At 53.5% G+C, this 13171-nt stretch carries 12 protein-coding genes; 6 read left to right on the top strand and 6 right to left on the bottom strand.

The features are described from left to right. Positions 1–165: 165 nt before the first annotated feature. Positions 166–1284, top strand: a complete 1119-nt coding sequence (gene ompC / locus ACXI0A_RS05700; RefSeq protein WP_224934212.1) for a porin OmpC — start codon at positions 166–168, stop codon at positions 1282–1284. A 111-nt stretch (positions 1285–1395) separates the two neighbouring features. Here the strand turns inward: ompC and crl are convergent, their stop codons facing one another. From crl to gpt, 3 genes are all read right to left on the bottom strand, one after another. Continuing rightward, positions 1396–1797: a sigma factor-binding protein Crl gene (gene crl, locus ACXI0A_RS05695; RefSeq protein WP_224934213.1), complete on the bottom strand. Its 402-nt coding sequence runs from the start codon at positions 1795–1797 to the stop codon at positions 1396–1398. A gap of 109 nt (positions 1798–1906) precedes the next feature. Further along, a complete protein-coding gene (frsA, locus tag ACXI0A_RS05690; protein WP_224934214.1) occupies positions 1907–3154 on the bottom strand; it encodes an esterase FrsA in 1248 nt (415 codons plus the stop codon). A 121-nt stretch (positions 3155–3275) separates the two neighbouring features. Next, complete coding sequence (gpt, locus tag ACXI0A_RS05685) at positions 3276–3734, bottom strand: xanthine phosphoribosyltransferase (RefSeq protein ID WP_007887137.1); 459 nt, start codon at positions 3732–3734, stop codon at positions 3276–3278. Between the two features lie 256 nt (positions 3735–3990). Here gpt and pepD point away from each other — a divergent pair, with 256 nt between their 5' ends. The 4 genes from pepD to ACXI0A_RS05665 all read left to right on the top strand — a co-directional run bounded on the left by pepD (position 3991) and on the right by ACXI0A_RS05665 (position 9382). Beyond that, positions 3991–5451, top strand: a complete 1461-nt coding sequence (gene pepD / locus ACXI0A_RS05680; RefSeq protein WP_224934215.1) for a beta-Ala-His dipeptidase — start codon at positions 3991–3993, stop codon at positions 5449–5451. 332 nt (positions 5452–5783) lie between these two features. After that, complete coding sequence (locus ACXI0A_RS05675; RefSeq protein WP_476149952.1) at positions 5784–7289, top strand: ATP-binding cassette domain-containing protein; 1506 nt, start codon at positions 5784–5786, stop codon at positions 7287–7289. Then, positions 7286–8284, top strand: coding sequence for an ABC transporter permease (locus tag ACXI0A_RS05670; RefSeq protein WP_166933644.1), 999 nt, complete (start codon positions 7286–7288; stop codon positions 8282–8284). The genes ACXI0A_RS05675 and ACXI0A_RS05670 overlap by 4 nt, the downstream gene beginning before the upstream one ends. A gap of 27 nt (positions 8285–8311) precedes the next feature. Then, positions 8312–9382 carry a substrate-binding domain-containing protein gene (locus ACXI0A_RS05665; protein WP_476149953.1) on the top strand — a complete coding sequence of 357 codons (1071 nt, stop codon included), beginning with the start codon at positions 8312–8314 and terminating at the stop codon, positions 9380–9382. Positions 9383–9576: 194 nt separating this feature from the next. Here ACXI0A_RS05665 and dinB read toward each other — a convergent pair whose 3' ends face one another. After that, entirely contained in the window at positions 9577–10632 is a 1056-nt protein-coding gene (gene dinB / locus ACXI0A_RS05660) for a DNA polymerase IV (RefSeq protein ID WP_224934218.1), read from the bottom strand. A gap of 243 nt (positions 10633–10875) precedes the next feature. On the opposite strand from dinB, the gene dpaA reads away from it, so the two are divergent. Continuing rightward, on the top strand, positions 10876–11619 hold the full coding sequence (dpaA, locus tag ACXI0A_RS05655; protein ID WP_100702183.1) for a peptidoglycan meso-diaminopimelic acid protein amidase: 744 nt from the start codon (positions 10876–10878) through the stop codon (positions 11617–11619). On the opposite strand, the gene ACXI0A_RS05650 is transcribed toward dpaA, so the two are convergent. Together ACXI0A_RS05650 and lpcA are read right to left on the bottom strand one after the other, a co-directional pair. Next, complete coding sequence (locus ACXI0A_RS05650) at positions 11590–12357, bottom strand: class II glutamine amidotransferase (RefSeq protein ID WP_034825349.1); 768 nt, start codon at positions 12355–12357, stop codon at positions 11590–11592. The two genes, dpaA and ACXI0A_RS05650, sit on opposite strands and share 30 nt — an antisense overlap. A 50-nt stretch (positions 12358–12407) precedes the next feature. Next, positions 12408–12986, bottom strand: coding sequence for a D-sedoheptulose 7-phosphate isomerase (lpcA, locus tag ACXI0A_RS05645; RefSeq protein WP_476149954.1), 579 nt, complete (start codon positions 12984–12986; stop codon positions 12408–12410). Positions 12987–13171 lie beyond the last annotated feature (185 nt).

Genomic DNA, 13171 nt, shown 5'->3' with positions numbered 1-13171 from the left:
GAAAAGCACAAAAATCCCCTGACAATGCGGTAGACCAAAAGTTCGCGATTAACAAGAAATCAGAAAAACTGTCATAAAACTTTCATCACCAATCGGTAAAAAGTCCCCTGTTTTACAAACCCTTTCAAGGGTACAACAAATTTTACTCATTGGGATTGATAGCAAATGAAGAAGAGCACACTGGCATTAGTCGTATCAGCGCTGGCACTGGCTTCCACCGCACACGCCGCAGAAGTTTATAATAAAGACGGTAACAAACTGGACTTCTACGGCCGCGTTAAAGCTGAGCATTACTTTAGTGATGCCGCTTCAAACGACGGTGACAAATCTTATGTTCGTATCGGCTTCAAAGGTCAGACGCAGATCAACGATCTGATGACCGGCTACGGCCAGTGGGAATACCAGTACAACGTCAACAACTCTGAAGGTTCTGACGCTAACTCAGGCAACAAAACCCGTCTGGGCTTTGCCGGTCTGAAATTTGGTCAGTACGGTTCATTCGACTACGGTCGTAACTACGGCGTGCTGTACGACGTTGAGGCATGGACTGACGTATTCCCTGAGTTTGGTGGTGACGGTACTGCGCGTACTGATAACTTCATGACTGCTCGTGCGACTGGTGTTGCGACTTATCGTAACAGCAACTTCTTCGGTCTGGTTGATGGCCTGCGTTTTGCGCTGCAATACCAGGGTAAAAACGACTCTACCAGCGCTAACGCACGTGGTAGCGCCACTGACACCTCTCGCCAGAACGGCGACGGTTACGGTGCGTCACTGGGCTACACCATCGGCAGCACCGGTATCAGCCTGATGTCAGCCATCACCTCTTCTGACCGTACCAACCAGCAGCAAGCTCGCGCTTACGGTTCAGGTGATAAGGCAGATTCATGGGGCGCAGGCATCAAGTATGACGCTAACAGCGTTTACCTGGCCGCAATCTACACCGAAACCCGCAACATGACCCCAATCAGCGGCACCAACTCAGTGACCGGTCTAAGCGTGTCAGGTGCAGCAAACAAAGCACAGAACATTGAATTGGTTGCACAGTACCAGTTCGACTTCGGTCTGCGTCCGTCCATTGGTTATGTTCAGACCAAAGGCAAAGATATCGAAGGGATCGGCGATGCTGACCTGGTTAAATACATCGACGTTGGCGCGACTTACTACTTCAACAAAAACATGTCTACCTTCGTTGATTACAAAATCAACCAGCTGAACGACGACAACCGTCTGTCACTGAACAATGACGACATCGTTGCTGTTGGTCTGACTTACCAGTTCTAAGTTGTTAGCTTTACCCTCAATGTGTCTATAAAAAAAGAGCCGGCTCATCACCGGCTCTTTCTTCTTTTATCAATCTGGCAGGCATTACAGCCGTGCGACTCTATTGCGTACTTAAGCGCTGAGCTTCACTGGCTCTTCTTTAAAGCCCGATGCAGGTTTGAGATCCAACTTAAGATCCTTCAAGACCGCTTTCAGACGCTCATGGAAGTTACGCAGCGTACTCTCCACTCTCTCGTTATTCTCTTTGCCTTTAATGGTTGCCACACCCCAGTCACCCTCTTTATCAAACAAACCAAAGTGGTATTCATAGGTGAAATGGTCTTCGTGCGCTTCCAGCGTCATCCACCAGCCCCAAAACTCGCGCAGTTCAGGTGCAGGTTTAACGTTGACACACGCCGCCAGGCAATCGAAGAAGAAACGCTGCTCTTCGCATTTTCCTTCACGGATGTACGGCCCCAATTCGGTGAAGCGTTTAAGCAGGCGACTACGGGGATGACCACTCGGTAACGTCATGCTAATTCTCCCTCAAATAAACCGTAAATTGTTTCTCGTCACGCGATTCACGCGCGCAACGCAAAATATCCCGGATATAAGTAGTAGCAGAGCGTTGGATTTTTGCCAGTCATACACCCAATTGTTTTGCCAGCCAGTCGCAAATTTGATTTAACGCCTTCTCAAAGCTTGAGAACACCGGCGTGGTCGGAATAGCCAATACTTTGCCCTGGGCGGAGGAGTTGGCTATCAGCTGCGCCTCTTCTTCCGGGCTGAACAAATCACCCGGCCAGTAAGCCGCCAGCATCGGCGTGGGCGTGCGGCGCCCCAGCAAGCCCTGCACCTTCAATGAATAACGATTGAGCTCAATGCGCAGGTTGCTGTCAGACGCGGAAGGCATCCCCAGACGACTGGCTAGCATGTCCATGTACATGTCCGGCAGTTGCTGCTGGCGTTGCTCATCCACAAACACGTTGTGCACCATCGCGCCCAGTGTCGCGACCGCACGCAGACGCGGGACTTCCAGATAGGCCAATCGGGTGGCGACATTGGCGCCAAAGCGATAACCAAACAGCGCAACGCGCGTGTGATCAACCCACGGCACATTGCTCAGTTCACGCAGCACCTGCTGGTGAAGCTGACTGGTGTCCTGGTTCAGCTTCCATTTGCTGCTGAAGCCCACGGAGGGCATATCCAGCGTCAACATGGCGATGCCACGCGGTGCCAGATAATCGTGGAACAGGCGATAATGATCGCTCTGCAGCGAATCCAGGCCTCCGCAAAGCAGCACGGTCGGGTATGGAGCTTGGGCTTGCGCAGGCATATGCAGGAAACCGGTGACCGGGCTGCCGCCGCTGATTTGGAAGGTCAGCGCTTTCAGCTCACCCGGCAGACGCTGTGTCGCCTCTTCATATGCCCGGTTTGCCAGCACCTGTGCCTGATCGGCCAGATCATCGCCTTTGATATAAGGATAGGCGGCAATACTGTAGAGATTGGATGCCCGCATCCACTGATGCCCGGCTTCCTCGTGATCTTCATTTTCCATCGCGCGCTGTTGCCACAAGGCGGCCTGCTTCGACCACTCATAGTTCCAGTTGCCGCCACGATAGCCAATCACCGTATCAAGTTGGGTGTCATCGGTGTGCTCATACTCACTGATGGCAATGCGTGCCAGCACTTCGCTGATCTCCTGCGGTGTCAGGCCGCGCCACGTCCACAGCAGCTTGTTGAGCATGCGATACCAGCAAGGTTGGGTATCCCCTTCGAGGGTGTTGTGCACCTGAACCGGATGATGGTGCTGACGATGCACCAGAGAGGAGGTTTCCGGGTGTTTAAAGCGGGGCTTAAAAAGCTCTTCGCTGAGGTTTTTATCCGACATCTTAGACGTTCTCCCGCGATAGTCGCATAGATGCCTAAGAGTGTACTGCACCCGCATGCTGGGTGCGAGGCGTAGAATGCACAACGCCCGGCATAACCGGGCGTTGTTTGCGTTGCATCAATCAGCTTTTGACGATGGGCGGGATGTAAACCACGCCCATGTCCCACGGCTGTTCGATCCAGGTGTTCTGCGGAATATCGACAATGTAGTCGTCCACCAGTGCACGGCCAGCCGGCTTCGCAAAGATGGTGCAGAAACGCGCTTTTGGATACATATCGCGAATCGCTTGCGCGGTGCCACCGGTATCCACCAGGTCATCAATCACGATGAAACCTTCACCGTCGCCTTCCGCACGCTTCAGCACTTTCATTTCGCGCTGATGATCGTGGTCGTAGCTTGAGATGCACACGGTATCGACATAGCGAATACCCAGTTCACGCGCCAGCAGCGATGCCGGAACCAGACCACCGCGGCTTACCGCAATGATACCTTTCCACTGTTCCACAGGAAGCAGGCGCTGGGCCAGTTTACGGGCATGGATCTGCAACATGTCCCAGGTGACGACGTATTTTTCGCTCATAAAAGAAATCCCGACCAACAATAGTTGGTTTAAAAAATAGACAAGGGGGAAAAGGTTGCGCGAGATTATAAGGATCTGACGCGTTAAAAACCAGCATCTGTCGCACTGGATGCAGGATTTTAGCGCGCCTGAGTACGCACCCGGTGAAAAACAGTGATATTCTCAGCCACATCACGTCAGATGTGCTGACGGCGATCTTTCACTGGAACCCGGCGTGCGAGCGGTATGTCCGCCGCGCTGACACAGGAGATGCATTGTGTCTGAATTGTCGCAACTTTCCCCCCAACCGCTGTGGGATATTTTCGCTAAAATCTGCTCCATTCCACACCCTTCTTATCATGAAGAAGCGCTGGCTGAGCACGTGGTCAGCTGGGCAAAAGAGCAAGGCTTGTGGGTTGAGCGCGATCAGGTCGGCAATATCCTGATTCGCAAACCGGCCACTGCGGGCATGGAAAATCGTACCCCGGTCGCGCTGCAGGCGCACCTCGACATGGTGCCGCAGAAGAATAACGACACGGTACACGACTTCACTAAAGACCCGATTCAACCTTACGTTGATGGTGAATGGGTCAAAGCGCGCGGCACCACGCTGGGCGCAGATAACGGCATTGGTATGGCTTCTGCGCTGGCCGCGCTGGCGGATAACTCGCTGATTCACGGCCCGTTGGAAGTGCTGCTGACCATGACGGAAGAGTCCGGCATGGACGGGGCTTTTGGTCTCCAACCAAACTGGCTGCAGGCCGATATTCTGATCAACACTGACTCGGAAGAGGAAGGTGAGATCTACATGGGTTGCGCAGGCGGTATTGATTTCATCACTACCCTGCCATTAAGCCGTGAAGCGATTCCTGCGGGCTTTGAAACCCTGAAGCTGACGCTGAAGGGCCTGAAAGGCGGTCACTCCGGTGCCGACATTCATCATGGTCTGGGCAACGCCAACAAACTGCTGGCGCGCTTCTTCGCGGTCTACGCGCAGGAACTGGATGTGCGTCTGATTGAGTTCACCGGCGGTACGCTGCGTAACGCGATCCCACGTGAAGCCTTTGCCACGCTGGCCGTCGACAGCCATAAAGTGGATGCCCTGAAATCGGCTGCGGCCCATTTCCAGGCAACCCTGCTGAACGAGCTGGGCATTAAAGAGAAGAACATTGCATTAACTACCGAGCCACTGGCACATCAGGGTCAGGCGCTGACCACTGACAGCCGCGACCGCTTTATCAATTTGCTGAACAGCACCCCGAACGGTGTGATCCGCAATTCTGATGTCGCGAAAGGCGTGGTGGAAACCTCACTGAACGTCGGTGTGGTGACCATGGATCAGGATAATGCTGAAATCATCTGCCTGATTCGCTCACTGATCGATACCGGCAAAGATTGGGTGGTGGAAACCCTGACCTCACTGGGCCAGCTGGCTGGCGCAAAAACCGCACCGAAAGGTGGCTACCCAGGCTGGCAGCCCGATGCCGATTCGCCAGTGATGGCGCTGACGCGTAAGACCTATGAAGCGCTGTTTGGCAAAACGCCAAACATTCAGGTGATTCACGCGGGTCTGGAGTGTGGTCTGTTCAAAAAGCCATATCCGAACATGGATATGGTGTCGATTGGGCCAACCATCACCGGTCCGCATTCACCGGATGAGCAGGTGCACATCGAGAGCGTTGGCCTGTACTGGAAACTGCTGACCGCACTGTTGAGCGTGGTGCCAGAAAAGGCGTAAGTTCGCGCTTTGATTTAAGGAACCAGGCTTCGGCCTGGTTTTTTTACGCCTGTGATCTGAAAAGTTAAGGTGATTGCTTACAAATTAGGTGCAGATATTTGTTGAGCGTGCGCTACGGACGGCAGATCACAGGCAGAACATTCCGCTACAAAACACCTCTGCTATACCACCATTTCACTAGCCCTTACCGTTTATCCAGGTTTAGCCGCCGTTACGCCCAGATGTCTGGATGGCTAATAAGATTTCGTGCTAGCTTATGCGCTTTCGTTTGTTGCCCAGCGTTATGGGTTCAGAAAAAATGCCACCCACTCTCTTAATGAAAGGCCTGCCCCATGAGTGCGATTAACCGCCTGGAGATGCGTAATATCTCCATCGCTTTTGGCGGTTTTGCCGCACTGACCCAGGTCGATTTTCTGACCGAGGGCGGATCGGTTCATGCGTTAACCGGGGCCAATGGCGCGGGAAAATCCACGCTGATGGCGGTGCTATCCGGCGCACACCATCATTACAACGGTGAAATTCTGCTGGATGACCAGCCAGTCTCGATTCGTACCCCACGTGATGCCAAAAAACTTGGTATTCATCTGGTGCAGCAGGAAGTGGATGTAGCACTAGTGCCGCAGTTAAGCGTGGCGGAAAACATCCTGCTCGATCAACTGGCAGAACCTGGCCATGTTTATAGCTGGCGCGAGATCCGCCGTCAGGCGCGTGCCCTGCTCAATCAGCTGGAAGTGAACATTGATGTTAATCGTCTGGTGGAGCGCTGCTCGCTGGCAGAGAAACAACAAATCCTGCTGGCCCGCGCCCTCTCCCATCACTGCCGTTTTCTCATTCTGGATGAACCGACCGCGCCGCTGGATCAGCATGAAAGCGAGCGTCTGTTTACCGTGGTGCGTCGCTTGCAGAGCAACGGCATTGGCGTGGTGTTTATCTCCCACCGCATTCACGAGCTGAAAGCCATCTGCGATCGCCTGACTGTGCTGCGCGATGGCCGTTTGATTGAGAGCTGCCCAATGGCGGCCCTGAGCGGCGAGCAGATCGTTGAGAAGATGCTGGGGCATCAGCTGAACGATGTTTATCCACCCCGCCGTGAGCGCAGTGAACAACCGCTGCTGCTGTCAGTGGAAGGTCTGCACGATGACCAACTGCTGGCGGATATTTCTCTGCACCTGCGCAAAGGTGAAATCCTGGGTATTGCCGGGTTAGCGGGCGCGGGGAAAACCGAACTTTGTAAAGCGTTGTTTGGCGCGAATAAAAGTCGCGTGGAAAAAGGCGAGCTGCACGGCAAACCCTGGCGACCGCGCTCTCCGCACGATTCGGTGGAAAACCGCATGGCGCTGGTGCCAGAAGAGCGTCGTAAGGAAGGCATTTTCATCGATGAACCGGTGAGCATGAACCTCAGCGTCAGCGCCGATAACAGTTTTTCGCGCTGGAGCCTGTTCGGCCATCGTCAGGCGTGGCGCTGGGCCGAAGAGGTGATTCAGCGTCTCAACGTGCGTACCACCGGCCCGGCGCAGATTCTGCGTCGTCTGTCTGGTGGGAATCAGCAAAAAGTGGCGATAGGAAAATGGCTGCGCAATAACGCTGACGTGCTGATTTTTGATGAGCCAACCAAAGGCGTCGATATTAAAGCGAAAACCGATCTGTTCAGCCTGATTGACGGTCTGGCGCGTGAAGGCAAAGGCATCATTTACGCCTCTGGCGAGTTTTCCGAACTGGTCGGCTTATGTGACCGAATTTGTGTGCTCTGGGATGGGCGCATTGTGGCAGAAATGGAAGGTCGTGAGGCCACAGAAGAGATGCTATTGCTTTATTCCACCGGAGGAACCCCTGCGTGAGCAGCAAAGAACTATCCCTGAACCCGCAGGTTTCTCTGCGTCATAAATTATTCGATTTCCTCTATAAATGGGGCATGTTGCTGACTGTGGTAATCCTGATCGCCGGGTTTGGCCTGGCGTCGGATAGCTTCCTTGAACCGACGAACATCATCAACATCCTGCGTTCTATTGCCATCGTCACGGTGATTGCGATTGGCGTGTCGATTTCACTGACCATCGGCGGCTTCGATTTGTCGGTGGGATCTACCGCTTCGCTGGCCAACGCGCTGGTGATCTCACTCTTCGTCTGGCACGGCTTCGGCACCACCGAAGCGATCATCATCACGCTGCTTCTGTGCACCCTGGTAGGGCTTCTCAACAGCTTCCTGATTGTGATTCTGCGCATTCCCGACATGTTGGCTACGCTGGCAACCTTGTTTGTGATTCAGGGCGTGGCGATGACTTACAGTTTCGGCGGTTCGATTACCGAGAATATGGTGATGCCGAGCGGCGATATGGCAGAAGGGACCATTCCGGCGGCGTTTGGCCTGCTGGGTCAGGTTCCGACCATTGTGATCATCATGCTGGTGGTGACGATTGTGGCACAGCTGGCGCTGTCATTGACCAAGCATGGCCGTCGTATGTACGCGCTGGGTGGCAATCCAGAAGCCGCTCGTCTCTCCGGTATTCGCACCACACGCTATCGCGTACTGGCCTATGTGCTGGCGTCACTGCTGGCGGGATTAGGCGGCATTCTGCTGGCATCGCGTATTGGCTCCTCGCAAGTCAATGCCGGCAGCGGTTATTTGATGGATGCCGTTGCCGCGGCATGGATCGGCTTCTCGCTGGCCGGTTCCGGCAAACCTAACGCGCTCGGTACGCTGGTGGGCGCGGTGATTCTGGGTGTGTTGCAGAACGGGCTGGTGATGTTGTCCGTGCCTTATTACGCCATGGACATTATCAAAGGCCTGGTGCTGGCTCTGGCCCTGGCGATTACCTACATTCAGCGCCGTTAAGGCGCGTTTACTGAGAAAGAGAACATAATGAAAAAAATTACCCTTTCGCTGCTGGCGTTAAGCCTGCTGAACGCCAGCGCTGCCTATGCCGATACCGTTACCCCGGTACCTGCAGCGATTGCGAATCATGAAGGTCCGGTGCGCATCGCCATTATTCGTAACCTGGGTTCAGACGATAACACCACCCAGTTTATTGCCGGTGCCATTCAGCAAGGTCGCCAGTTAGGCTTTAAAGTCAGTACCTTTCTGAGTAACGGTGATGATGCGCGTTTCCAGGACTTCGTTAACCAGGCGATCAGCCAGAAGTACGACGGCATTATTCTCTCTCACGGCAAAGAACCCTACTCCACCGCCCTGGTGCAACACATTGTGGATGCAGGTATCAAACTGTCTGTGTTTGATACCCCGGTCAATACCCCGATCAATGGCGTGACCGTGACCGCGCAAGATGATGCTTCGCTGGCGCAGGCGTCACTGGGTCAGCTGATCAGTGATTTCCATGGTAAAGCCAATATCATCAAACTGTGGGTGGCAGGATTCCCGCCACAGGAGCGCCGTCAGGTGGTGTATGAGAAGCTGCTGAAAGAGAACCCAGGCATCCACCAGCTGGAATCCATTGGCGCGGTTTCTACTGATGTACAGGGCGACACCGCCAACAAGGTGGGTGCGATTCTGGCGAAATATCCAAAAGGCAAAGTGGATGCGATTTGGGCATCATGGGACGCATTCAGTCAGGGTGCCTACAAAGCGCTGCAGGAGAATGGTCGTACTGAGATCAAGATTTACAGCATTGACGTGTCCAACCAGGATTTGCAGTTGATGCATGAGAAAAACAGTCCATGGGTGCAGACAGTCGCGGTCGATCCAAAAACCATCGGTGCGGTGAATATGCGCCTCGTGGCGAATAAAATCGCGGGTGAAGCCACACCGGCAAGCTACGAGTTCAAAGCGTCTTCCATTTCGCAGCAGTTACTGAATAGCCAGCAAGGGGCCATTAACGTGGCAACGCTGAACAAGATTATTCCGGGCTGGGGTGTGAACAACGATTTTGTGGCACCGTGGTTTGCCACGCTGGAAGCGAAGTACGCTAAGAAGTAATTTAGCTACTGAGTGTTGCACCCTGGTGGCGCATCAAACCGTCATGCTGGTTAGCTAAGCCAGACTCAAGAAGAGCTGCCGTTTTTACTATGGCAGCTTTTTTATGCGTATCAGAAATGGCCTGCGCGGATCTTTGCATCTGAAAGACAGACCACTCGCCGCTGACCAGCATCACGCTGTTTAACCCGCCGCGTTTACCAACCCAACACCAGCTGCCGCTCCAGTTGGGGATCCACCAGCGTCACATGCAAGCCCACCAGTCGCACACCGCGCCCTGCACGCCGCTCATCCCACGCCTGCTGCGCCACCGCGATCATGTCGTCCTTGTTCAGCACCGGCCAGACATGTTCCTGCGTGGTCTGCTGGAAATCATTAAATTTGAGTTTTACGCCCTGACGCGCGATCTGCTTGTCCGGTCGAATATCGGTTAATCGACGATCCAGCTCGGCATACAGGAAATCGATGATCGCCAGACACTGCTCCCAGCTGTGAATGTCTTCCATCAGCGTGCGTTCAACACCCAGCGATTTGCGTTCGCGCTCCACCACCACATCTCGCTCATCGATGCCGTTACTGCGCTCCCACAGGATGCGACCGAATTTACCAAAGCGTTTCAGCAGTAGCGCCAAATCGGCACGCTGCACATCGGCACAGGTGCGCAGCCCCATCTCTTCCAGCTTTTTCGTTGCAACCTTCCCTACGCCGGGAATCTTACTTAACGGCAGCGTCAGTAAAAAGTCCGGCATCACCTGGGGTGTGATCACATATTGCCCGTTGGGCTTATTCAGATCGGAGGCGATCTTGGCGAGGAATTTGATCGGCGCAATGCCAGCAGAGGCGGTTAATCCGGTTTCGCGTAGGATATCGGCACGTATCGCCTGAGCCATCAGCGTCGCCGAGCCCTGACAATGTTCACTGTCAGTCACATCCAGATACGCTTCATCCAGTGAAAGAGGTTCTATTAGCGGGGTATAGCGCGAGAAGATATCGCGGATCTGACGTGACGCCTCTTTGTAGGCATCGAAGCGTCCGGGCAGTAATTTCAGATGCGGACAGAGCTTGAGCGCCATTGCTGTCGGCATTGCACTGCGCACGCCATATTTACGCGCCGGATAGTTGGCCGTGCTGATCACACCACGCTGCACCCGGCTGCCGCCAATGGCAATAGGGATATCCGTTAATGAAGGATCGTCGCGCATTTCAACTGCCGCGAAAAAGCAGTCCATATCGACATGAATGATTTTGCGCATACGCCCTCCGAATACTGGATAAGTATACAGCACAAAGAAAGTTCGGCAATATATGTCGAGCGACGAATTAAAGTTTACAAAAATCTGGTCGTAATCCCTTTAGGAATGCACCATTTTCACGGACACTGTCTTGATTAAACCTCAGACAATGTTAATGTTGCGCTGCGGTAGCGGATATTTCCGATAATGCAATATCTGGACGCTCAGCGTCATCGTCTCTCTTCACTTCAAGGTACACACAGAATGGGCAGAATCGCATTGTTGCTTGCGATGATTCTTATGCCAGTCCTTAGCTGGGCCATTTCACCAGAGCCAACGCAACCGTCGGCGCCGGTGAGCAAAGAGTTAAAGAAACAATTACTTGGTACCCCTGTTTTTATTCAGATTTTCAAGGAAGAGCGTACGCTGGAACTGTACGGCAAAATCGGTAATGAATATCGTCTGCTGGACAGCTATCGCATTTGTAATTTCTCTGGCGGTTTAGGGCCTAAACGTCGTCAGGGCGATTTTAAAAGTCCGGAAGGGTTTTATAACGTTAAGCTGAACCAGTTAAAACCGGACAGCCGTTTCTACCGCGCGATCAATACCGGATTCCCGAATCAGTACGATCGTGATAAAGGTTATGACGGCAACTATTTGATGATTCACGGTGATTGCGTATCGATTGGCTGCTACGCCATGACCAATGCATCGATGGATGAGATCTTTACTTACGTCAACGCTGCGCTGCGTAACGGCCAGCAGGATGTTCAGATCAACATCTATCCGTTCCACATGACCGACAGCAACATGCAGCGTCATCGCTACTCAACGTACATTAACTTCTGGCGTGAACTGCAGCCGGGTTATGCCTACTTTGAGAAGTACCACGTGCCGCCAACGGTTAACGTGACGACCACAGGTCAATATGCGGTGAACAGCACGCCGGTGATCTCCACACCGGATGCTGCCTCGAAGTCATTCCTGGCGCTCACCCAGGCAAAATAATGCCCACTCGCCTGGCACTATCCGGTGCCAGGTTTCATTCCCTGTCAGCGGCTGTGTCGCAATCACCGTCACCACATCTTTTGGCGTGGTTTGCTGCATAAAATCAATTTCCACATCCTGATCGAGCAACTTGGCTTTGCCAAACGGCGCACGACGTGTGATCCAGTAGAGATTGGTGGAACAGAACGCCATCAGATAACGGCCGTCCGACAGCAGCATGTTAAACACGCCCTTCTCGCGCATTTCAGCCGCCAGCTCAGCAATGTAACGAAACACCGCCGGCCAGTTACCCGGTGTGCGCGGATAGCGCTCAGACAACTTATGTAGAATCCAGCAAAATGCTTTCTCGCTGTCCGTTTCGCCTACGGGACGAAACTGCCCGGTCTCCAGCTGCTTGTAGCCTTTCAGCTGTCCATTGTGCGCGTAGGTCCAGTTACGTCCCCAAAGCTCACGGGTAAACGGATGGGTGTTTTCCAGTGACACTTCGCCGCGGTTTGCCTGGCGGATGTGCGCCACCACGGAATGCGATTTGATCGGGTATTCCTGCACCAGGCGGGCAATGGGTGAGTTAAAGCTGGGCTGCGGATCTTTAAAGGTGCGGCACCCTTTTCCTTCATAGAACGTGATGCCCCAGCCATCTTTATGCGGCCCGGTTCCGCCGCCACGCTGCACCAGACCGGTAAAACTGAAACAGATGTCCGTGGGGACATTGGCGCTCATCCCGAGCAATTCGCACATAGCAACCGCCTTAAGTCAGAACCTCCCGCGATGGCGGGAGGAACGCGTCATTACTTAACCATCTCTTTTTCGACCAGCAGCATCAGGATGTGAATCACTTTAATGTGAATCTCCTGAATGCGGTCAGCGTAGCCGAAATGCGGCACGCGAATTTCGATATCTGCTGAACCTGCCATTTTGCCGCCATCTTTACCGGTCAGGGTAATCACTTTCATGCCTTTGGCACGTGCCGCTTCGACGGCTTTGATGATGTTCGCCGAGTTACCAGAAGTGGACAGGCCCAGCAGCACATCGCCTTCACGGCCAACGGCTTCGAGATAGCGCGAGAACACATAGTCATAGCCGAAATCATTGCTGACGCACGAAAGGTGGCTGACATCAGAGATGGCAATCGCCGGGTAGCCAGGACGATTTTCACGATAGCGACCGGTCAGCTCTTCAGCAAAGTGCATGGCATCACAGTGAGAACCACCGTTGCCACAGGAGAGCACTTTGCCACCCGCTTTGAAGCTATCTGCCAGCAAGACTGCCGCGCGCTGAATCGCGTGAATGTTCGCTTCGTCACTCAGGAACTTATTGAGCGTATCGGCTGCTTCATTGAGTTCTGAGCGAATAATGTCCTGATACATAGGGATGTCCTTTAGAGGAAAGATTTACCCTGCAAGTTTAACGGAATGGGACAAAGCCGCAAAGCGCCCGCATCGGGGAAAAATGCACAGGCTTTGCCGTTCTTGCTCTGTTGGTGTTCAGAGAGTGCGATTTTGTGAGTTCCGTTGTAATTGCGATGTAAACAGATTGCTAAAAAGCAGCCACT

This window comes from Pantoea sp. C1E2 (assembly GCF_056491465.1).
Note: the sequence above shows the minus strand (reverse complement) of the source record. Positions and strands in the feature narration are given on the sequence as shown.